This window comes from Pseudoselenomonas ruminantium (assembly GCF_900113715.1).
Taxonomy (GTDB): domain Bacteria; phylum Bacillota; class Negativicutes; order Selenomonadales; family Selenomonadaceae; genus Selenomonas_A; species Selenomonas_A caprae.
Map to the genome: position 1 here is coordinate 24,739 of NZ_FOQK01000013.1, position 20,824 is coordinate 45,562.

General features: G+C 54.1%; 20 protein-coding genes, 1 other RNA gene and 1 riboswitch. Of the genes, 1 reads left to right on the forward strand and 20 read right to left on the reverse strand.

The features are described 5' to 3' along the window. Positions 1-7 precede the first annotated feature (7 nt). From BM181_RS08235 to rnpB, 20 genes are all read right to left on the reverse strand, one after another. Positions 8-2,068: a flagellar hook-length control protein FliK gene (locus BM181_RS08235; protein ID WP_075443771.1), complete on the reverse strand. Its 2,061-nt coding sequence runs from the start codon at positions 2,066-2,068 to the stop codon at positions 8-10. 109 nt (positions 2,069-2,177) lie between these two features. Further along, positions 2,178-2,819 (reverse strand): MotE family protein, encoded by a 642-nt coding sequence (locus tag BM181_RS08240; protein ID WP_075443773.1) that lies wholly within the window; start codon positions 2,817-2,819, stop codon positions 2,178-2,180. Between the two features lie 52 nt (positions 2,820-2,871). Further along, positions 2,872-3,516 (reverse strand): lytic transglycosylase domain-containing protein, encoded by a 645-nt coding sequence (locus tag BM181_RS08245; RefSeq protein ID WP_075443775.1) that lies wholly within the window; start codon positions 3,514-3,516, stop codon positions 2,872-2,874. Then, complete coding sequence (fliJ, locus tag BM181_RS08250) at positions 3,513-3,977, reverse strand: flagellar export protein FliJ (protein WP_075443777.1); 465 nt, start codon at positions 3,975-3,977, stop codon at positions 3,513-3,515. Before fliJ ends, BM181_RS08245 begins: the two co-directional genes overlap by 4 nt. Positions 3,978-3,982: 5 nt before the next feature. After that, a complete protein-coding gene (gene fliI / locus BM181_RS08255; RefSeq protein ID WP_075443779.1) occupies positions 3,983-5,323 on the reverse strand; it encodes a flagellar protein export ATPase FliI in 1,341 nt (446 codons plus the stop codon). Continuing rightward, positions 5,320-6,105, reverse strand: coding sequence for a FliH/SctL family protein (locus BM181_RS08260; protein ID WP_075443781.1), 786 nt, complete (start codon positions 6,103-6,105; stop codon positions 5,320-5,322). The genes fliI and BM181_RS08260 overlap by 4 nt, the downstream gene beginning before the upstream one ends. After that, positions 6,098-7,126: a flagellar motor switch protein FliG gene (gene fliG, locus BM181_RS08265; RefSeq protein ID WP_143092147.1), complete on the reverse strand. Its 1,029-nt coding sequence runs from the start codon at positions 7,124-7,126 to the stop codon at positions 6,098-6,100. The genes BM181_RS08260 and fliG overlap by 8 nt, the downstream gene beginning before the upstream one ends. Next, positions 7,127-8,716, reverse strand: a complete 1,590-nt coding sequence (gene fliF, locus BM181_RS08270; RefSeq protein WP_075443783.1) for a flagellar basal-body MS-ring/collar protein FliF — start codon at positions 8,714-8,716, stop codon at positions 7,127-7,129. It abuts the gene before it with no gap. A 48-nt stretch (positions 8,717-8,764) separates the two neighbouring features. Continuing rightward, on the reverse strand, positions 8,765-9,067 hold the full coding sequence (fliE, locus tag BM181_RS08275) for a flagellar hook-basal body complex protein FliE (protein WP_075443785.1): 303 nt from the start codon (positions 9,065-9,067) through the stop codon (positions 8,765-8,767). A 45-nt stretch (positions 9,068-9,112) separates the two neighbouring features. Next, entirely contained in the window at positions 9,113-9,559 is a 447-nt protein-coding gene (gene flgC / locus BM181_RS08280) for a flagellar basal body rod protein FlgC (RefSeq protein WP_075443787.1), read from the reverse strand. Between the two features lie 30 nt (positions 9,560-9,589). Beyond that, a complete protein-coding gene (gene flgB, locus BM181_RS08285; protein ID WP_075443789.1) occupies positions 9,590-10,012 on the reverse strand; it encodes a flagellar basal body rod protein FlgB in 423 nt (140 codons plus the stop codon). Between the two features lie 192 nt (positions 10,013-10,204). Beyond that, entirely contained in the window at positions 10,205-10,981 is a 777-nt protein-coding gene (codY, locus tag BM181_RS08290; RefSeq protein ID WP_075443791.1) for a GTP-sensing pleiotropic transcriptional regulator CodY, read from the reverse strand. A gap of 160 nt (positions 10,982-11,141) precedes the next feature. Beyond that, a complete protein-coding gene (hslU, locus tag BM181_RS08295; RefSeq protein ID WP_075443793.1) occupies positions 11,142-12,533 on the reverse strand; it encodes an ATP-dependent protease ATPase subunit HslU in 1,392 nt (463 codons plus the stop codon). Continuing rightward, the gene (gene hslV / locus BM181_RS08300) at positions 12,533-13,075 is read right to left on the reverse strand and encodes an ATP-dependent protease subunit HslV (protein ID WP_075443794.1); all 543 of its coding nucleotides are present in this window, start codon (positions 13,073-13,075) and stop codon (positions 12,533-12,535) included. The genes hslU and hslV overlap by 1 nt, the downstream gene beginning before the upstream one ends. Before the next feature lie 4 nt (positions 13,076-13,079). After that, positions 13,080-14,414, reverse strand: coding sequence for a methylenetetrahydrofolate--tRNA-(uracil(54)-C(5))-methyltransferase (FADH(2)-oxidizing) TrmFO (gene trmFO, locus BM181_RS08305; RefSeq protein ID WP_256211331.1), 1,335 nt, complete (start codon positions 14,412-14,414; stop codon positions 13,080-13,082). 2 nt (positions 14,415-14,416) lie between these two features. After that, positions 14,417-16,684 carry a type I DNA topoisomerase gene (gene topA / locus BM181_RS08310; RefSeq protein ID WP_143092148.1) on the reverse strand — a complete coding sequence of 756 codons (2,268 nt, stop codon included), beginning with the start codon at positions 16,682-16,684 and terminating at the stop codon, positions 14,417-14,419. Further along, positions 16,647-17,744, reverse strand: a complete 1,098-nt coding sequence (gene dprA, locus BM181_RS08315; RefSeq protein ID WP_075443796.1) for a DNA-processing protein DprA — start codon at positions 17,742-17,744, stop codon at positions 16,647-16,649. Before dprA ends, topA begins: the two co-directional genes overlap by 38 nt. Positions 17,745-17,910: 166 nt before the next feature. Beyond that, positions 17,911-18,273, reverse strand: coding sequence for a dihydroneopterin aldolase (gene folB / locus BM181_RS08320; protein ID WP_075443797.1), 363 nt, complete (start codon positions 18,271-18,273; stop codon positions 17,911-17,913). Between the two features lie 268 nt (positions 18,274-18,541). Continuing rightward, complete coding sequence (locus tag BM181_RS08325; RefSeq protein WP_173371176.1) at positions 18,542-19,192, reverse strand: C40 family peptidase; 651 nt, start codon at positions 19,190-19,192, stop codon at positions 18,542-18,544. A 17-nt stretch (positions 19,193-19,209) separates the two neighbouring features. After that, a riboswitch (cyclic di-AMP (ydaO/yuaA leader) is annotated at positions 19,210-19,357 on the reverse strand. Between the two features lie 171 nt (positions 19,358-19,528). Continuing rightward, positions 19,529-19,885: RNase P RNA component class A (gene rnpB, locus BM181_RS08330), an RNA gene on the reverse strand. Positions 19,886-20,091: 206 nt separating this feature from the next. On the opposite strand from rnpB, the gene deoD reads away from it, so the two are divergent. Continuing rightward, positions 20,092-20,802 carry a purine-nucleoside phosphorylase gene (gene deoD, locus BM181_RS08335; protein WP_075443799.1) on the forward strand — a complete coding sequence of 237 codons (711 nt, stop codon included), beginning with the start codon at positions 20,092-20,094 and terminating at the stop codon, positions 20,800-20,802. The last annotated feature ends 22 nt before the right edge of the window (positions 20,803-20,824 follow it).

Here is a 20,824-nt window from a genome sequence, read left to right on the forward strand (position 1 = left end):
ACTAACTTTAAATACGATAATCTACACCCTCAGCAGCTGATTGGATTGAGCCTTGCCTGGAAGATGCGGCTAACAGGTCTGCATCTTCACCATATTCCTCAGCGTCCATTGCAATGCCGCGAATACTGCTATTCCTGCTGCCCTGCTGATTCTGCCATGCCTGCTGTCCTTGTTCCTGCGGCAGCTGCCCATCAGCCAAACCTGCATAAACCTCAACACTATCCACTTTAAGCCCCTGGTTGTTAAGTTCCTGCCGCAACTGTACGAGCGAATTTTCGATAATTGCCCTTACTTGCGCATTATCACTATGGAAAGATGCATTAACAGAACCATTCTGCGTAACCGAAACTTTCAACGTCAACTCGCCCAGATGCTCTGGATGGAGCTTGATGACCATCTGCGTATCCTCTGACCTGCGTACCAGGCGTACCTGATCGATAATCTGACGTGGGATATCGAAATCGTTCTGCGGTTGCTGCACATCCTGTACCTTTGGTGCTGCTGTGCCATTGATGCTTTCCTGTAAACTCTGCTGGAACAGATTAACTGTATTATTACCCGTAACCTGCTTAGAAAAAACTCTGTCACCTGCCGACTCTTCAGGAAGCTGCTGCATTGGCATTGTCTTACTGGAAGAAGATACATTTACCTGCTGACTTTCCTGTGAGACGGCTACGCTGTTGCGATCTGCCGGCTGCTGGGCAGCCCCCCTGCCGTCAGCCGTCTCTTGGGGAAGCTGCTCCAGCCCCCCAGTCTTGTCAGGCAAAGATACGCTTGCTGACTGTTCCCGCTGACTTGTCCCGAAGACAGTCGCCGTATTGCTGCCCGCAGACTGCGTGGCAACCGCTCTGTCAACAGTAGCCTCTTCTGAGCGCTGCTGGCTAGCCGGCTGATCCTGCTTCCCGGCTTGCTGTCCCGGCTCTCCCAGGGACTGCTTCGCATCCATACGAGAGAGAACCACATCCGTTTTTTGCTCTACCATCAGTTCAGCATCACCGAGCAGCGAAGCAACAGACTTATCTTCCTTGGCCACTTTCTGGGCTACGGGACTCTGCATCACAACCTGCTGTATAACAGGCTTATTGCGCAGTTCCTGTGTCTCAGCAGTATTTACAAACCGCTGATTATTATTCCATGACACTGCTTGCGTTGCCTGCTCCGACACAGCCAATTGATCTGTCAGCCGGATCTGCTGTACGCTTGCTGGCTTATCCGCGCGTAAAGCCGTATCATCAAATGTCAATGTCTCTGCCTGTTGTACGGCAAGTTTTGGCTCCCTGCCTGTCTGCTGTACGCCTGCTGGCTGCTCCACACGTAAAGCCGTATCATCAAAAGCCAATGTCTCTGCCTGCTGTACGGCAAGTTTTGGCTCCCTGCCTATCTGCTGTACGCCTGCTGACCGCTCTGCGCGTAAAGCCGTATCATCAAATGTCAATGTCTCTGCCTGCTGTGCAGCAAGTTTTGACTTCTTCCCCGTCTGCTGTACGCTCAAGAGCTGTGCTTCAAGCATTGTAGTTGCTTGCTGCGGCTTCGTCTCTGGCTTGACATCCACAGCTTGCTCATTTCCCGCACTGCTTTTAAGATGCTGTCCCGACAACATCTTAAGGAAATCCTGGTTCTTGCGCCCTGTTTCCGCCGGTTGCGGCAACAAGCTCTGCAGATTAGCTGCAGCATTTCCTTCCTCAGTTGCCGGTTTATTGATAAAAGCCGCCTGAGCCTCAGCAGAAACATCGACCACCGTGTCCGGCTCGGCTACCTGCGGCAGCGGCTCAACGATATCCTTACCCTGCGTATCATTCCTTTGTTGTGATGCAGCGAGCACTGCGGCCAGCGGATCTTTTGGCGCATCCTCCATGACATCGCCATCATCTGCTGTGCTTCCCTGCTCTTGCGTGGCTGTCTGCGTTAAGGCCTCCTTGACTTCCTGGTCAAGCTTCCCCAAGGCATCGCCAAAGGATTCCAGTCCCTTGCTATTGCCCTTGCCTGCTTTGGCGACGGGCTTTATTCCCTGCCCCTTCGCCTGCGCACCGGCCTGCGTCGCAACAGCCATTACATTTGCTGTATTCACAAACTTCACCTCCTTACTACATATGTATCGTAAGAATCTTCCATTCTCTTAAGTAAAAATTCTCACAGCCCGAAAAAAGTCCCTCCTGCCGAACAGGAAGGACTTGACTTTATGGATTTGCTGCCTCATTGCCCGCGGCCTCCGCATTCTCACCATTCTGCTTGGCCTGCTCCGCCTCGAGCATCTTGCGCACATCATCTTCAGTGTTCAGTTGCTTCTGCGTGCCTTCATACATGATCTGCGTCAGCCGAGCGGTCTTTCCCGCTTCAAACTCTGACAGTACCTTGGCCGCATTGCTTTCATCCATGCGCTGCAGGATGGCGATGCAGAGATCATCGTCAAGTTCATCCATGGCCTTGGCCGCATCTTTCGGTTTCATCGAGTTATACAGCCGCGCCAGCTTCGATACGCGCTTGCGTTCGCCAGCCTCACGTTCCTTCATCTGCTTCTCGATCTCCTTCTTGGAGATGGTGATCTTCTTGGACTGTTGCTTTTTCTCATCCTTGTCCGGCTTGACATCCTCCACCGGTGTATTCTCCATCTCGGCCTGTGTCGGTGCTGGTTTCACGAAATACTGACCCACAACCGGCAGATTGTGGAGCCCCAGCTTCTCATTCGCTTCCTGGGTATCGAACAGCCGCAGATAAATGCCCAGGGCAAATCCGCCAATGATAAGTACCAGCAACAGGAAGAGCATCAGCAGCAGCTTCACTATTTTCTTTCCTTTTTTCTTTGGCTTTTCCCCTGCCATCGTATTACCTGCCTTTATCTTGATCTATACTGCATATCTTTGGAACACACCCTCAGCGGTAGATATCCAGCACCTTGTTGACATAATTCTGCGTTTCCTGATAAGGCGGAACCCCGCCATAATCCTTCACAGCCTGCGGCCCAGCATTATAGGCTGCCACCGCCCGGCGGACATCGCCATCAAAGGCATCGAGCATCTGCCGCAGATACTTTGCACCACCCTCGATATTCGACTTCTTGTCGTAAGGATTGACGCCCAGTGCAGCCGCCGTATCAGGCATCAGCTGCATGACACCGACCGCACCTGCTGACGAAGCAGCATCCTGATCGCCTCCAGACTCGACTTCTGCCACTGCCGAAACAAGCTTTGGATCGACATTGTACTTGCGGGCCGCCGCGTCGATAAGCGACGAAAGATTCTGGTCGGCTACCGGCAGGCTGCTATTGACCGAATAAGACGCAAACGGATTGGCTGCGCCATTGCTGCCAGCACTATGTACCACTGCCTCTTTCGGCGTTTGGGCAGCAGCTTTCCCTGCTGCTCCAGCAGCTGCAGCACCAGCCGCACCGCCACGCTGCATTTCCTTGTCCAGCTTCTTCTGGAAATCCAGGCCTGGAACCGGGCCTGGCAGCCCAAACTGCTGCTGCAGCTGCGCAATTCTTGCCTGCACAGCCCTTACGCCCATCAGGTTTATCATGAAGCTTCCCCCGCTTTCCTTCTCATCGTCAATTGCAGGCCAATCTCATCGAGCATCTTCTGCTCCTCCTGCATTGCCTCTTCCTTGTATTCCTGCAGTCTTTTTTCCTTCAGCTGCTCGATGCTTTTCAGGTAACTCATGACTTCCATGAGTGCCTGCAGTTTTTTCTGCTTTTCTGCCCGCAGCTGCAGGACAATTCCCTGCTGCATCTCTATCTGCTCACGCTTCCAGGCAAAAAAACTGTTGAACGTCATCAAGCGGCCAATCGTCACCTTGGTGCCTTCCTGTGATAACGCCTCATAGTCCCGCTGGCCCTGCTGCATCTCTGCTATAAGATTCGCCAAGGCCTCTCTGCCCTCTTCCAGCTTGCGCGCCGACTCAGCGAAGGCAACCTCCGCGTCCTCTTTTTTCATGCGCGTGACTTTGAGCAGTGTCTCCAGCTGAAACTTGAATTTCTTCATGACGATCACCCGGATATGCCGATCAGCTTGTTCTCGGTATCTTCGTAAGTATCTACCTCAAAGATTCCCTGGCACAGGAAATCATTGATAGCATCTATCTTGGCAATGGATTCATCGATCTTAGCACTCGAACCTTTGACATACGCGCCGATATGGATGAGATCCTCCGCATCACGGTAGACCGCCATGAGCTGGCGCATCTGCTGCGCTGCCTTCAGATGTTCCGGCGATACCACTTCGTTCATGACACGGCTGACGCTCGGCATGACATCGATGGCCGGGAAATGGTTCTGGGCAGCGATCTTGCGGCTCAAGACGATATGACCATCAAGGATACTGCGAACAGCATCGGCAATCGGCTCATTCATATCATCACCATCGACCAGCACCGTGTAGATTCCCGTGATGGAACCCGTAGCACTTGTGCCGGCCCGCTCAAGCAGTCTTGGCAGCATGGCAAAGACCGACGGCGTATAGCCGCGCGTTGCCGGCGGCTCACCGATCGTCAAGCCGACCTCACGCTGAGCCATGGCAAAACGGGTAACCGAGTCCATCATCAAGATGACCTTGCGGCCTTGATCGCGGAAATACTCGGCGATGGCCGTAGCCGTCATGGCCCCCTTGATGCGGACCAGCGCCGGCTGATCGGATGTCGCCACAACAACGACAGACCGCTTCATGCCTTCCTCGCCAAGGTCGCGCTCAATAAAGTCACGTACCTCACGGCCACGCTCGCCGACTAATGCAATGACACTGATATCCGCCTCGGTGTTGCGGGCAATCATGGACAGCAGCGTCGACTTGCCGACACCTGAGCCAGCCATGATGCCGATACGCTGCCCTTCTCCCATCGTGATGAGTCCATCGATCGCGCGGACACCAACATAGAGATTCTCATGGATACGCGGCCGCGTGAGCGGCGCTGGCGGCTCTGCCTGCAAGGGATATTCCTCCTTGCATAAGAGCGGCCCCTTGTCATCCATGGGGTTACCCAGACCGTCAAGCACGCGCCCTAATAGCTCCGGGCCGACTTTCACCTGCAGCATCTTCTGGGCCGCCACGACTTCACAGCCTGGGCCTATCCCCTGCATCTCGCCGACCGGCATCAGCATGACATAGCCCTCACGGAAACCCACAACCTCAGCCGGAATCGGCGGGACATTGGGGAACCGCGAATGGACATAGCAGAGTTCCCCCACGCTGACCGTCGGCCCCTGTGCCTCGATGACCAGGCCGATGACCTGGGTGACCTTGCCCGTCAGCTTCATCGACGGGCAGGCAGCAACAGCATCCGTGAATTTTCCGATATTCAGTTGGAATCCCTTGCTATCCCTCACATCAGTCATAACATTACATCCCGTACCGCCTGTTTCAGCAATTCCATACGCGTCGCGAGGCGCGCATCGACACTGCCGTTTGGCGTCTCAATCAAGCAATCGCCTGCCTTGAGGCTTTCATCCGATTTAACCGTAAGTATAGCATCACCATATGTCAATATCGTACGGAACTCATCCCGCGCCATAAGCACCAAATCGTAACTGTCCGGTGGTACATGCACGATAAGCTCCTTTTGATTCTTGACCTTGAGAATCGCATCCTTGACCAGTGGCAATACCATCTGTGGCACATCGATGAAATGCTGCGGCAGTATTTTTTCAACCACGCTCATGGCAATCGTCACAACATCATGCTCAGCTTGCTGGACGTAGTCCCTGGAAGCTGCCTTGGCATCAGCCAGGGTCTTCTCCGCTTTGGCATTCGCCTGGCGGATGATATCCGCCAGCTCCTCGCGGACTTTCTGCTCACCATCGGCATGACCGGCTTCATAGCCTTCGCGTCTGCCTTCCTGTTGAGCCTTCTCCTTTAGTCCAGCGATTTCCTGCTGCGCCTCAGCGATGAGCCGTTCCTGCTCCGCCTGCGCTTCCTGCTTGATTATCTCTGCATTTACTTTGGCATCCTTGAGCATCTCCGATGCCCGCTGCTCCTTGGCAGCAATTTCTGCCATCATATGGGCAAGCGCCTCATCATCCATCGCTACATCTGCCGCAGCCTCTGTTTTAGGCGGCTCCGGCGTATCGATATAATGAGGGTTGTCTTTCCATACAGCGGCTTTGATAACCCTAGACAATCATCTCGTCTCCCTGTCCACGCGAAACAACAATCTCGCCCTTGTCCTCCAGCGTACGGATGACATTGACGACCTTCTGCTGTGCCTCTTCGACATCGCGGATCTTGACCGGTCCCATGAACTCGATCTCTTCACGCAGCATATCGGCAGCACGTTTGGACATATTCCTGTATACCTTGTCGGCAACCTCCTGTGGCGTAGCCTTGAGGGCCAGCGACAGATCTTTCGTATCCACCTCGCGCAGAACCATCTGCAGCGAGCGGTCGTCGAGCTGGACGATATCCTCGAATACGAACATGAGGCGTTTGATCTCCTCGGCCAGTTCCGGATTGTCCACTTCGAGTGTCTCGATGATGGATTTCTCGGTCGTGCGGTCGACGCGGTTGAGTACCTCGACGATGGCCTTGACGCCACCAGCCGTAGTGAAGTCCTGCGTGACCAGTGCCGACAGCTTGCGCTCGAGGACGCGCTCGACCTCGCGGATGATATCCGGCGAAGTGCGGTCCATCTGCGCGATACGCTTGGCAACATCAGCCTGTGCTTCCGGCGACAGCGATCCCAGGACGGTCGCTGCCTGATCGGGATCGAGATAAGCCATGATCAGGGCAATCGTCTGCGGATGCTCGTTCTGGATAAAGTTCATGAGCTGCGACGGATCGGTCTTGCGCAGGAAATCGAACGGACGGACCTGCAGGCTCGTCGTCAGACGGTTGAGTATCTCCATGGCCTTCTCGGAGCCCAGCGCCTTCTCGAGTACATTCTGTGCATACTCGAGACCGCCACTGGAAATGTAGTCCTTGGCCATCGCCATCTGATAGAACTCGCTGATAACAGCCGCCTTCTGCTCCGCACTCACCTGCTTGTGATTGGCGATCTCGAGCGTGATCTTCTCGATTTCCTCATCATCCAGGTGCTGGAACAGCTTGGCCGAATACTCTGGTCCCAACGCTATAAACAATATCGCAACTTTTTGCTGATTGGAGAGCTCCGACTCGCTTTCTCCATACATATCAAATGCCATTTATTCATCCTCCGAAAGCCAAGTCTTGATAAGCATAGCCACCTCGGCTGGTTTCTGATCGATGAGCTGCTGCAGCGTCTGCTTCTCGGTGAGCTGGCGCTGTTCTTCTTCGGTAAGCTCTTCTTCGCCCACTTCGCCTGCCTCCACAAGGGCTGCCCGCTCGGCAGCCAAGCGCTGCTTCTCTTCCTCTTCGAGACGTTTCTGTTCTGCAAGAGCTGCCAGTTCCTGCTGTTTCTTCTTGCGGCGCATCATGATGTATGCGGCAATCAGAGCCAGTACCAGCAGTACAGCTGCAATCTGCATGTAGAAGATGCGGTCTTCTCTGTCCTTGGCAGCCTGCTCCTCAGCAGCACGGCGATCTCTGAGCTCCGTGCTGAACGGCAACGGTTCGACCGAGATCGTATCGCCACGATCCTGGTTGATGCCGGCAGCACTGCTGACGGTACGCATGATGCTGTCCTGCTGGGTCGCATTGACATCCTCATTGACGAGGACTGCGACGTTCAGGCGGCGGATAGAGCCCGGCGCAGCTACGACCTTGGATTTCTCCTCGTTGATCTCGTAGTTCTTCGTCGACTCTTTTTTCTCATAATCTGCATTGGCATTGCCATTCTGAGCGACATAGCCTGGTACGTTCGACTGTACGCCAGCTGCACCACCCGGCTGCGTCGACGTACCGCTGTACGTCTCGCTGAGATCCTGCTGGCTGCGGATGATGCCGGCATCATCGACAACCGGCGTGAACGTCTGCTTGTCCGTCGTGCGGTCATCGAAGTCCAGCTCAACACTCACGCGGGCAAACGCACGGCCCTCACCCAGGGACTGATCCAGCAAGGACTGGATGTTCTTCTGGATATTGTCCTGGACCTTCTTGGTCATGTCGAGCTGCGTCATCGTCTTGGCACCGACGCTGTTCTCTTCGTTCTCATCCGGATCGTTGAGGATCTTGCCCGTATCATCGATGATTGTGATATTTTCCGGTTTTAGTCCCTGGACACTGTTGGCAGCCAGGTTCACGATGCCTTTAATCTCTTTCTTGCTCAATTCGACATGCGGCTTCAGATGCAGCATAATCGAAGCCGTCGCCGGCTTCTCATTCTTCTTATAAAGGCTATCCTCTGGCAATACGATATGCACGCGTGCCTTCTCGACGGCTTCAATCTGCTCAATCGTGCGCGTCAGCTCGCCCTGCAGCGCCTGCAGATAGTTCACCTTGTTCTGGAACTCCGTGACGCCCAGCTTGCTGTCATCGAAAATCTCGAAGCCCTTGTTGCCACGCGGCAGTCCCTGCGAGGAAAGTTCCAGGCGAACGCCGTGCACATTCTTCGAGGGGACGAGGATCGTCGTTCCCTGCTTGTTCTCCTGCACCTCATAATCTATCTTTGATTCTTTCAGTTTTGCCGCTACTTCGCCGGCATCCTTCGTCTCCATATTGGTAAACAGCGGAACCATATCCGGCTTATTGCCGTACCAGGCACTGACCCCGATAATAGCAACGAGAATAGCCAAAGCGGACCCCAGCATGATATACCGCTGGCGTTTACTGAACCTGTTCCACAGGTTCTCGTACCGCTCTTTCCAATCTCCCATGATCTCAATCCCTTCAAGTCAAGTTTATATTACGAATATACTGCATGATCATACCTGCATACGCATGATTTCCTGGTAAGCAGAAACCGCACGGTTGCGCAGCTGAAGGGTAAGCTGCAAGGCGAGGTCAGCCTTCTGGCTGGCAATGACTACCTGTGCAACATCATCAATCTGGCCAGCCGCCAGCAGCGCATTTTCACGGTCAGACTCCAGCTGAAGTTCATTTGTCTTCTTCAAGGCATCTGTCAGATATTCGCCAAAGCCTTTCACTTCTTTATGAGACTGGGTTTCACCTAAATGGCTCTCCGCATGCATGGGCACCGGAGTCATCTGTAATGCTGCTATCTCCATATCTTTACCCTTTCAATCATCTGAACTCTCATTTTCACGGCTATGTTATTTACCCATATCTAATGCCTTGGTCACCATGGACTTGGCAGCGTTGATGGTCGTCGTATTCGCTTCGTAGGCACGCGATGCCGTGATCATATCCACCATCTCGGCGACAATGTTGACATTCGGTCGCTCCACATAGCCCTGTGCATTGGCATCCGGATGTCCCGGGTCATAGACCAGCGGCCCTTGCGTATCATCCGCTTCGATGCCGATGGCACGCACGCCGTCACCAGCCTCCAGCTTGTTGACCGATCTCTGCAGGAAGCTCGAAAAACTGTTGCCGCCCTTCACTCTAGGCTCAAAGACTACATAACGGCGGTGATATGCACCGCCTTCCTGAGTCCGTGTTGTATTTGCATTGGCAATATTGTTGGAAATGACGTCCATGCGCAGCCGTTCAGCCGTGAGGCCTGAAGCTGCCGCATCAATTCCTAGAAACATGCTCATGATCTATCTCCTCTGTATCCCAATCCTTCATCAGCTCTGGCCACTCGTGATGACGCCCTTCATCCTGTTGATGAAGCTGCCCAGCTCCGTGGTCATCGCGTTGTAGTAGAGCTGGTTCTTCGCCAGTCCTGCCATCTCGATATCGATATCCACATTGTTGTTATCAACACGCATCGTCGTCGTCCCATCTTCCTCGATGACAGCGTGTACCTTACCCGGCAACGCCATCGGCAAATGGCGGTCATGCGTCCTTACCATGTCCAGTCTGCGGCCATCATTGTCCAGATGCAGTTCCTTTGCCAGCAGATTCTCAAAGTTCACCGCACTGCGCTTGAAGTTCGGCGTATTCACATTGGCAATGTTGTTGCTGATGACCTCATGGCGCATCGTCGCGGCTGCCAAGCCCCTGCCCAAGTAGTCGAAGTTCGACGAGTTCATGATTTGTTCCAGCATCTCCGGAATCACATCCTTTCTTGCACGTTTGCCCTGCGGCTATAGTTATCTTTTATTTATTTTCTACATAATACCCGCAATTCCTTTCAAGTTTATCATTTTTTTCTTTTTTTTAGAAGATGCCCTGTATATTTTTTTTGCGGGAATGAAAAAAGCTGGCACGAAATGGTGCCAGCTATAAGAAGCAAAAGCTCAATCCTTCAGTTTTCGCACGCCATCCAGCAGGTATTCGTTCAACACCTTGATGTACGTTCCCTTCATGCCCAGCGATCTCGACTCGATGACGCCTGCCGATTCAAACTTGCGCAGTGCATTGACGATGACCGAGCGCGTGATCTTGACTTCATCGGCGATCTTCGAAGCGACGAGCAGCCCTTCCGTATCCTGCAGAGCGGAAAGGATAGCAAATGCCGCCTTGCGTTCAGAGAAGGACAGCGTTTCCAGTGCAATCTGCACCGTTGCCTTCTTGCGGGCTTCGATCTCGATCTTCTCCGCATGGTCGCGCAGCATTTCCATGCCGACAACCGTAGCGCCATACTCGCAGAGCAGCAGATCATCATCGGTGAACTCTTCGTCATACTTGGCCACGATCAGCGTACCAATCCGCTCGCCGACGCCATAGATGGGAACAATTGTCGTGTTCTTGCCGTTGAACATGCATTTCGTATTCTCTTCATAGGCGCACATGCCGGATTTGGAACGCAGGTTGGCATTCGTCTCATCCATGCGCATGAGCCAGTTCACATAGTGTTTCGGGAATTCGCCCTGATTGATGACCTTATCGACCATGAGGTCACACTCAAAATCATCAATGAAAGCATACCCGAAAATCTTGCCCTTGCGATTCGTGATGTAGACATTAGCCCCCAGGACATTGCTGAGCACGCGGGAAATGCCATCGTATTCGACGTTTTCCGAACGCTGCAGCAGACGATTGATTTTTCTGGTTTTTTCAAGTAATGATGCCATTTAAGCTTACTCCTTTTTTCAAATATTCCGATATTCTCTCTGGGCCATAAATCAGCCTGATTATAACTATAATTATCTTATCACATTTTTCAAAATAATCATAGATGTTGAACAATATTTTTAATTAAATTTTCGAAATATTTGATAGGAGCCACAAAAATCAGAGAATGAACTGCGACAAATCGCGGTTCACGACGATATCCGAAAGCTGCTTGTCCACATAAGCAGCATCGATGCAGATCTCTTTTTCCTCAAGCTCTGGTGCTGTGAAACTGATTTCCTCCAGCAGCTTTTCCAGCAGGGTATGCAGACGGCGCGCTCCGATATCTTCAGCCTGCTCATTGACATCGCAGGCCAGCTGGGCCAGACGGGCAATAGCATCGGCGCAAAAGGTGATCTTCACACCTTCCGTCGCCAGCAGAGCCTCATACTGCTTGAGCAACGCATTGCGCGGCTCCGTGAGGATCTTCTCGAAATCTTCCTTGCGCAGGGATTTAAGTTCCACGCGGATAGGGAAACGTCCCTGCAGCTCCGGGATGAGGTCGGACGGCTTGGCCATATGGAAGGCACCGGCAGCAATGAAGAGCACATGATCCGTCTTGAGCGGGCCGTACTTGGTCATGACCGTCGAGCCCTCGACAATCGGCAGGATATCACGCTGCACTCCCTCGCGGGATACGTCTGCGCCGGAAGAGTTCCCCTTCACAGCCACCTTATCAATCTCATCGAGGAAGACAATACCGCTATGCTCTGCCACCTTGATAGCCTCATCCGCCACGGCATCCATATCGATGAGCTTGCCCGCCTCTTCCTGCGTGAAGATCTTGCGGGCCTGCTCAACCGTCACCTTGCGCTTCTTGTGGCGCTTGGGCATCAGATTGCCGATCATGTCCTGCAGGTTATCGCCCATGCCTTCAAGGCTGGAGCCAGCAAACATACCAACCATCGGTTTGCCCGACTCCTCGACATCGATTTCGATGGTCTCCTGTTCAAGCTCCCCATTTTTGAGCCGTTTGCGTACCCAATCACGGCCAGCCTGATATTTCGGCTCAGGCTGCTCCTCATCCTTCTCTTCGCTATCGGCGCCAAAAAGACGGCCAAGAGGGCTCTGGGCTTTGCGCGGCTCTGGGACAAATACATCCAGGATGCGCTCTTCGGCCAATTCAGCCGCCTTGTCCTGCACCGAATCGAGCCGCTGCTGGCGCACCATGCGCACCGAAGTCTCTGCCAGATCGCGCACGATGGATTCGACATCACGGCCGACATAACCGACCTCGGTGAATTTCGTCGCTTCCACCTTGATGAAGGGCGCGTTGACCAATTTAGCCAGGCGGCGGGCAATCTCTGTCTTGCCGACGCCCGTGGAGCCGATCATCAGGATATTCTTCGGAATGACTTCTTCCTGCATGTCACCGGCCAGCTGGCGGCTGCGCCAGCGGTTGCGCAGGGCAATCGCTACCGACCGCTTCGCCTCATCCTGCCCGACAATGTATTTGTTGAGCTCCTCGACAATCTGACGCGGAGTCTGTTCATTTACGCCAATTTCCTTCATTAGTCCAGCTCCTCCACCTTGATGTTGTGATTCGTGTAGACACAGATATCTGCAGCGATCGACAGGGCTTCCTTGGCGATATCGCCAGCGCTCATCTCCGTATGCTTGACCATCGCACGGCCAGCCGACAGGGCATAGAAGCCGCCAGAACCGATTGCCGCCACATCACCATCCGGCTCGATGACCTCGCCGTTGCCGGAAAGCATCAGCATCGTATCATGATCCGCTACCAGCAGCAACGCCTCAAGCTTACGCAGGACTTTGTCCGTGCGCCACTCCTTGGCCAGTTCGACCGCAGCCCGCTGCAGGTTGCCATTATAGGACTCCAGCTTAGCCTCGAATTTCTCAAACAAAGTGAAGGCATCGGCCACAGATCCGGCAAAGCCAGCCAGGATCTTGTTGTGGTAGAGGCGCCGTACCTTACGCGCATTGGCTTTCATTATCGTGTGTTCCCCGAAGGTCACCTGACCGTCGCCAGCAATGGCCGTTCTGCCGTTCTTGCGCACGGCACAGATTGTCGTTGCATGAAATTGTGTCTCCATCGCGTCATTCTCCAATCTTTGCTTTGAAGGATTCAATCGCGGCCAGCGCCCGCTCGGCCAGCCGCTGTTTCTTGAGTTTCTTGTCCTTGATGTATTTGCCGTTCTCATTGCGCATATCGATTTCCGGCAGGATGCCGAAATTGACATTCATCGGCTGGAAATGCTTGGCTTCACTCGTCGTGATATAGTGGCAGAGCGCACCATGGCAGCTTTCTGCCGGGAATACCAGCGGCGCCTTCCCCATGGCCAGCCGTGCAGCATTGACACCAGCGATGAGCCCCGATGAAGCCGACTCGATATAACCCTCAACGCCCGTCATCTGCCCGGCAAACAGCAGCGTATCCTCTCCGCGCAGCTGCAGGGTTGCCTGCATATGCTGCGGCGAGTTCAGGAACGTATTGCGGTGCATGACGCCATAGCGCAAGAATTCCGCCTGCTCAAGTCCGGGGATCATGCCGAACACCCGGCGCTGCTCCGGCCATTTGAGGTGTGTCTGGAAGCCGACGATATTGTAGAGCGTCGCACTGGCATTATCCTGGCGCAGCTGGACAACGGCATAGGGACGCACCCCCGTCTCGGGGTGTTCCAAGCCCACCGGCTTCAAAGGCCCATACAGCAGCGTATCCTTGCCCCGGCTCGCCATGACCTCCACCGGCATGCAGCCCTCAAAGAACTTCTCTTTCTCGAAATCCTTGGTCGGTGCTTTCTCAGCATTGACGAGTTCTGTCCAGAACGCCTCGTATTCCTCCTTGGTCATCGGGCAGTTGATATAAGCTGCCTCGCCCTTGCCATATCGCGAAGCGCGGTACGCCTTGCTCATATCGACCGAATCGATGCTGACAATCGGCGCTGCTGCATCGTAGAAATACAGCGAATCATTGCCCGTGCGGGCAGCAATGTCCTCCGCGAGCTTACCGGCCGTCAGCGGGCCGCTGGCCACCACGGTGATTGCATCGTCTGCCAACGGGATCGCGTCAAGTTCCTTATGGACGACCGTGATCTGCGGATGCTCCGTGACCTTTTTCGTCACATAGTCGCTGAATCCATGACGGTCAACAGCCAGCGCCCCGCCTGCCGGAACCTTTGTCGCATCGGCAGCTTCCATGATGATCGAGCCCAGCCGGCGCATCTCCTCTTTGAGTACGCCAACCGCATTCTCAAGACCCGCACCGCGCAGCGAGTTACTGCAGACCAGCTCCGCAAAACCGGCAGTCTTATGCGCCGGGGTCGATTTTTCCGGCCGCATCTCATACAACGTGACCTCAGCGCCGAGCTTTGCCGCCTGCCATGCGGCCTCAGAGCCAGCCAGGCCAGCTCCTACGATAATTACTTTTTTCACGTTTATTTTTCCTCTTCCGCCTCCTGCGCAGCCTTTTCTGCCTCCCGGGCTTTCTTGGCTTCTGCGCGCTGGCGCATTTTTTCTAATTCCTTGTTGATGGGATGGTCGATGCGCGTCTTGCAGTCATCGTTGCTGCAGTAGAGCAACGCCCGGCCATTCTTGTAATGGTGTTTGAGCATGAAGGCTCCGCATTCCGGGCATTTCTCCTGCTGCGGCTGATCCCAGGTCGTGTAATCGCACTCCGGATAATTCTTGCAGCCATAGAAATTGCGGCCGCGGCGCGTCTTGCGCTCAACGATGGCCCCACCGCATTTCGGGCACTTGACCCCCGTGTCCACGAGCAATGGTTTCGTATTGCGGCACTCGGGAAAGCCCGGGCAGGCCAGGAACTTGCCAAAGCGCCCCTGCTTGACCACCATCATGCGGCCGCAGAGTTCACACGGCACGTCCGATACCTCGACAGGCAGCTCAACATGTCCGATGGCCTCATCGGCTTTTTCGAGTGTTTCTTCAAACGGATCATAGAATTCACGCAGCAGATTGTTCTTCTTGACCTTGCCCTCAGCAATCTCGTCGAGTTCATTTTCCAGATTAGCCGTGAACTTGACATCAACGATATTCTTGAAATACTCCTCGAGCATATCGACAACGACAAAGCCGAGTTCCGTCGGCTGGAAATGCTTGTCGATGCGCTGCACATAGCCACGCGCCTGGATGGTCTCGATGATTGGCGCATAGGTGCTCGGACGGCCGATTTCCTTCTCTTCCAAGGTCTTGACCAGCGAAGCATCATTATAGCGCGGTGGTGGCTCGGTAAAGTGCTGCTGCGGCAGCGTCTTAGCCGTCGTGAGCATATCGCCCTCTGCCAGTTCCGGCAGGACGACATCCTTCTCCTTCTTCGTCGTATCAGCACCGGCATAAACAGCCGTGAAGCCGGCGAACTTGAGCTTCGAGCCGGCAGCGCGCACTGTGTATCGCTCGCCAGCCTTGATGGTGATGCTCATCGTATCGTAGACAGCTGGCGTCATCTGGCTGGCCGTGAAGCGCTGCCAGATCAGCGTATAGAGCTTCAGCTGATCCTTGTTCAGGAATTTCTCGAGCGCTTCCGGTGTCAGGTTGACATCCGTCGGCCGGATAGCCTCATGGGCGTCCTGCGCCTTCTTGCCAGCCGCATAGACATTAGGCTTGGCCGGGATATAGTCTGCGCCGAACTGCTCGCTGATATACGTGCGGGCCTCATCCTGGGCCAGATCCGACAGGCGCGTGGAGTCCGTACGCATATACGTGATAAGGCCTGTTGCGCCATGACGTCCCAGCTCGATGCCTTCATAGAGCTGCTGGGCCAGCATCATCGTCTTGCGCGAAGTGAAGCCCAGCTTGCGGGCTGCATCCTGCTGCAGGGAACTCGTCGTGAACGGTGCCGCAGGCTTGCGGCGGCGCTCACTTTTCTTGACGGTCTCTACCTTGAGTTCCTGCTTGCCAAAGTCATCCAGCAGCGCCTTGGTCTCCTGCTCATTGTGCAGGTCCAGTTTCTCGCCATCGGCATGGGTGAGTTCCGCACCGAACATGGCGGACTTATCCTTGCGCAGCTTGAGGCCTACCGTCCAGTACTCCACCGAATCGAAGGCCTGGATCTCCTTCTCGCGGTCGCAGATCAGCTTGACCGTGACCGACTGCACGCGTCCAGCGGAAAGGCCCTTGCGCACCTTGCGCCACAACAGCGGTGACAGCTTGTAGCCGACAATGCGGTCGAGCATGCGGCGCGCCTGCTGAGCATCGACCTGATCGATATTGATAGCCCGCGGATGCTTGACGGCATCCTGGATCGCTGGCTTGGTGATCTCATTGAACACGATGCGGCAGTCTTCCTCAGGATTGAGCCCCAGGATATACGACAGATGCCAGGCAATCGCCTCGCCCTCGCGATCCGGGTCACTTGCGAGATAGACTTTATCCGCATTCTTGGCATCTTTTTTGAGCGCCTTGATGAGGTCGCCCTTGCCACGGATGTTGATGTATTTAGGCTCGAACTCGTTATCTACGTCGATGCCGAACTGGCTCTTCGGCAGATCGCGCAGATGTCCCATTGACGCGCGAACCATGTATTTGCGTCCCAGATATTTCTCAATAGTTTTCGCTTTGGCCGGCGACTCTACAATGACCAAGGTTTTCTTTACCTTGGTCTTCGCCTTTGCTTTCGTTTTGGTTTTCGTTGCTGCTGCAGCCAAACCTTCACTCCCTCTCAGCACGCCGGTAAGCGTGCAGCTCATTCTCTATGACAAGGCCTTTAAGCTCCATCTGCAGAAGGATAAAGGCCAGATTCGACATTTCGCCATCCGGCAGGCTCTGGATGATCTCATCCAAGGACAACGGCCGCTCAAAAGAAAGTACCTGCCATACCTGGCGTTCCGCTGGCGTGAATCGGCGAACTTTCCTTGGCTTCGGCGGCGCCACCAGGCCGTATTCCTCGAGGATATCGTCCGGACACTGCACAAGCTTTGCCCCCTGCTGGATCAGCTGGTGGCAGCCCTGGCTCGTCGCCGAATAGATGCTGCCAGGGACTGCAAACACGTCGCGCCCCTCATTCAAGGCCAGCTGCGCTGTGATCAGCGACCCCGAGCGGCTGGCAGCCTCCACGACTACCGTCCCACGCGACAGGCCGCTGATGATGCGGTTGCGTGCCGGGAAAAAAGCCGGCAGCGGCTGTGTGCCCGGTCCATACTCAGAAATGACCACGCCGCCAGCTTCCACGATCTGCGCCAAGAGACGCCGGTTTTCTGCCGGGTAGGCCACATCCACGCCGCAGCCCAGCACAGCTACCGTGCGGCCGCTTTTCAGCGCGCCTTTATGGGCAGCCGTATCGATGCCACGAGCAGCACCGCTGACTACTGTGATGCCCGCAGAAGCCAGCCATTCGCCAAGCTCCAGGGCAATGCCCTCGCCATACGGGGTAAAGCGTCTGGCCCCCACCATCGCGATGCGCTCAGCCTGCGGCTGCAGTTCCCCACGATAGAAGAGAACCGGCGGCGGATCGAAGATTTCCTTCAATATATAAGGATATTCCTGCTGGCCAATCGCACACAGTCTCACCCCCGCCCGCTGGCAATCCACTGCCAGCTGCTCCGGAAGGTGTGGCTGCTTGCGGCAGAACAACGCCAGCCGCTGTGCCTGGCCAGAGGTCAGCTTTCCCTGCAGGACGAGACTTTCAGCCCCTGCCTGCCATACTGCCCGTGCCGAAGGGAAATGCCCCATCAGCTGCTGGAGCAGGCGGCTGCCTGCTCCAGGCGAGTGGGCCAATGCCGCCAAATAATATCTATCTTCGGATTCCATGCTATCGCCATCCTTAGACCTATACATTTATTCATCTTAGCGAATATTTAAATCGAATGCAACACTTTCCATTACATTTTCAGAAATTTTTACCAACCTGTTATCCTGCGGACATGACAAAAGGCCATCAGCCAAGATATGGCTGATGACCTCAAACGCGCTTCTATCAGTCCTGCACGCGGGTAGTCTCAACTTCGACATAATCGATAGGCCCGGAAATAGGCACAGAGGGTTTGCGGATACGCGCGGTGACCGAATGGAAATGCGGATACTTGGCGAGCAGCTTGTCGCCGATATGCGCAGACAAAGCGCCGAGCATCTGGAAACGCTTATTCTCCGTGACGTCCTTGACAATGTCATAGATAGCAGCAGGATCAACACCATCCTTGACATCATCGGTTTCAGCCATGCGGTCATCCTTCGTCTCAATCTCGATGTCGAGATAGAATTTCTGGCCCTGCTCACGCTCATATTCATAAACGCCATGGAAGCCATAGAACATCATGTTGAGAATTCTTACTTTTGCCATTATGGTCACTCCTCACAAACTGAATCCATCATTTACATCTTAGTCCCATCTACAGGTTCTCATTGTTTATGTATTTCGTGGCGCATGACAAAATTCCTGCTTGCGTATGCGAATATTTCAGATTAATTTGTAAACAGCTCGTCCCAAAACGTATAGGCTGCCATCAGAAATATCAGCAGTGCCAAAAAAAGATCGCCCATCCTGCCCTCCTCATTCTTATTAAAAAAATTGGAGAGGCTCTCAGCCTCTCCCAACCATACTGGTCATTTTACATCACCCGGCGTGCGCCGATGTAGCAGGAGCCCCAATAGGAGCTGTCAAGCGATGCTACGCTGACGCCGCGGCTCGACGATGCATTGATGAACTGACGGTCACCAAGATAGATGCCGACATGAGACGCACCTGCATCATACGTCGAGAAGAATACCAGGTCACCTGGCATGAGCTCACCGGAGGAAACCGGCGTGCCGCATTCATACTGGACATCTGCCGTGCGCGGCAGGGAGACGCCAGCATGAGCGAAGACATACTGCACGTAGCCGGAGCAGTCAAAGCCGTTCGGCGTCGTGCCACCGAATACATACGGTACACCAAGGTACTGCATGGACTCGGAAAGGATCGTGCGGTTGATGTAGTTGGCAGCATGTTTCACAGCCGGCATCGCTTTGCCGAGCAGCGCCACGTAAGTCGAGGAACCTACCTGCCCATCTGCATTCATACCGTGCGAAGACTGGAATGCCTTCACTGCCTCAGCCGTGGCCGGACCGAAGTCGCCATCAGCCGAAACGTCGTAGCCGAGACGGACTAATTGTCCTTGTATCTCTGCTACCTCGGTGCCCTGATCGCCTACACGGAATGCCGAAGCACCGCATACGGAAAACCAGCACATAAGGATCATGGATAGCGCAAACACGCGCATTGCTTTACTCAAAAAGCCACTCCTCTCTCTATTCGCCTACGAGGTTAGCTGCCGGGCTCGGGTAGAGAAGACCACCCGCGTCAATTTCACGCTTGCCGTGAGCCTGACGTTCGCCCCAAGAAATTGGTTCCCCCGCTCCTGGGTTGGATTCGGCTTGTTCCATCCTTTATAGAACCCAATGTATATAATACGACAAAAGCCGTCGTATTCCTGCTATTTTTTAAATATTCTCTTATTTAGTCTTAATGCGGCTTATTCTTTCATCTTCTTTTCAGAAAACATCCAGACATGAAAATTGGCTGCCATCACTGACAGCCACAGTATTCATTTCACGTTGCTATAAGCAATCAATAAGCCGAGTTTTGTTCCGCTTGCGCGGTGACAATCATTTATCTAGGCACGGCAGTTGCCTGCCGGCTCAAGCGACTCAACCCGGAAGGTTCCGCGGGCCGCATCATCCCTTCCCTATTTGGTCTTGCTCCGTGTGGGGTTTACCCAAGCCAGCCAGTCACCTGACTGCTGGTGCGCTCTTACCGCACCTTTCCACCCTTACCTGACAAGCAGGCGGTCTAAATCTCTATGGCACTTTCCCTAAGGTCACCCTCGCTGGACGTTATCCAGCACACTGCCCTGTGGAGCCCGGACTTTCCTCATCTGGCGTCAAGCGCCAGCCGCGATTGTCTTGACAACTTATATCAACGTACGTGATTATAGCACAATTAGCACGTCTTTGTCAAATCAGGTACTAAAGCCAGTATTTCCCCGTATTTTATACAGCTTTTAATGCTTTTATAATATTTTTTGGACATTTGCCCTTTTCTTATTTCCTATTTTTTTTTATAATTGGTTTATAGGTTTCAAATTTTCAAAAATCCGCTTTAGGAAAGAAGGAGTACATCATGGCTACACCACATATTGGCGCCGAAAAGGGCGATATCGCTGAGCGCATCCTGCTGCCGGGCGATCCGCTGCGAGCTAAATTCATCGCCGAGAATTTCCTCGACAATCCGAAACAGTACACGTCCGTCCGCAATATCCTGGGCTATACGGGTACGTACAAGGGCGTTCCTGTCTCCGTACAGGGCACAGGCATGGGCATTCCGTCCATCTCCATCTACGTCCATGAGCTCATCCATTCGTTCGGCTGCAAGAAACTGTTCCGCGTCGGTACCTGCGGTGGCATGCATCCGGACGTCAAGCTCCGCGACGTGCTGATTGCCCAGGGCGCCAGCACGGATTCATCCATCATCAAGAACATCTTCGGCGGTTCGATCAACTACGCACCGCTGGCTGATTTCGAGCTGCTGGAGAAGGCAGTAGCCAACACGCGTAAACTCGGTCTGCACGCCAAAGTCGGCAACATCATCTCCGTCGACCGCTTCTACGATGACGAGATTGATAACGACAAGCTCCGCAAATACGGCATCCTTGCCGTCGAGATGGAGGCAGCTGCTCTCTACACGCTTGCAGCGGAAGCGCATGTCCAGGCACTGGCTCTGTTCACGGTCAGCGACCATCTGCTGACAGGCGAAGCTTGCACAGCCGAAGAACGCCAGACGACTTTCAACGATATGATTAAGATTGCCCTCGAGACCGCTATCGAGGATTGATTTCCGTTTCCAACTGCATACA

Excerpts from the sequence above, each read along its gene's own strand:
- BM181_RS08240 (WP_075443773.1), bottom strand. The coding sequence starts at position 2,819 with ATGGCAGGGGAAAAGCCAAAGAAAAAAGGAAAGAAAATAGTGAAGCTG.
- BM181_RS08245 (WP_075443775.1), bottom strand. The coding sequence starts at position 3,516 with ATGATAAACCTGATGGGCGTAAGGGCTGTGCAGGCAAGAATTGCGCAG.
- fliJ (WP_075443777.1), bottom strand. The coding sequence starts at position 3,977 with ATGAAGAAATTCAAGTTTCAGCTGGAGACACTGCTCAAAGTCACGCGC.
- fliI (WP_075443779.1), bottom strand. The coding sequence starts at position 5,323 with ATGACTGATGTGAGGGATAGCAAGGGATTCCAACTGAATATCGGAAAA.
- fliG (WP_143092147.1), bottom strand. The coding sequence starts at position 7,126 with ATGGCATTTGATATGTATGGAGAAAGCGAGTCGGAGCTCTCCAATCAG.
- fliF (WP_075443783.1), bottom strand. The coding sequence starts at position 8,716 with ATGGGAGATTGGAAAGAGCGGTACGAGAACCTGTGGAACAGGTTCAGT.
- fliE (WP_075443785.1), bottom strand. The coding sequence starts at position 9,067 with ATGGAGATAGCAGCATTACAGATGACTCCGGTGCCCATGCATGCGGAG.
- flgC (WP_075443787.1), bottom strand. The coding sequence starts at position 9,559 with ATGAGCATGTTTCTAGGAATTGATGCGGCAGCTTCAGGCCTCACGGCT.
- flgB (WP_075443789.1), bottom strand. The coding sequence starts at position 10,012 with ATGCTGGAACAAATCATGAACTCGTCGAACTTCGACTACTTGGGCAGG.
- codY (WP_075443791.1), bottom strand. The coding sequence starts at position 10,981 with ATGGCATCATTACTTGAAAAAACCAGAAAAATCAATCGTCTGCTGCAG.
- hslU (WP_075443793.1), bottom strand. The coding sequence starts at position 12,533 with ATGAAGGAAATTGGCGTAAATGAACAGACTCCGCGTCAGATTGTCGAG.
- hslV (WP_075443794.1), bottom strand. The coding sequence starts at position 13,075 with ATGGAGACACAATTTCATGCAACGACAATCTGTGCCGTGCGCAAGAAC.
- topA (WP_143092148.1), bottom strand. The coding sequence starts at position 16,684 with ATGAGCTGCACGCTTACCGGCGTGCTGAGAGGGAGTGAAGGTTTGGCT.
- dprA (WP_075443796.1), bottom strand. The coding sequence starts at position 17,744 with ATGGAATCCGAAGATAGATATTATTTGGCGGCATTGGCCCACTCGCCT.
- folB (WP_075443797.1), bottom strand. The coding sequence starts at position 18,273 with ATGGCAAAAGTAAGAATTCTCAACATGATGTTCTATGGCTTCCATGGC.
- BM181_RS08325 (WP_173371176.1), bottom strand. The coding sequence starts at position 19,192 with ATGCGCGTGTTTGCGCTATCCATGATCCTTATGTGCTGGTTTTCCGTA.
- deoD (WP_075443799.1), top strand. The coding sequence starts at position 20,092 with ATGGCTACACCACATATTGGCGCCGAAAAGGGCGATATCGCTGAGCGC.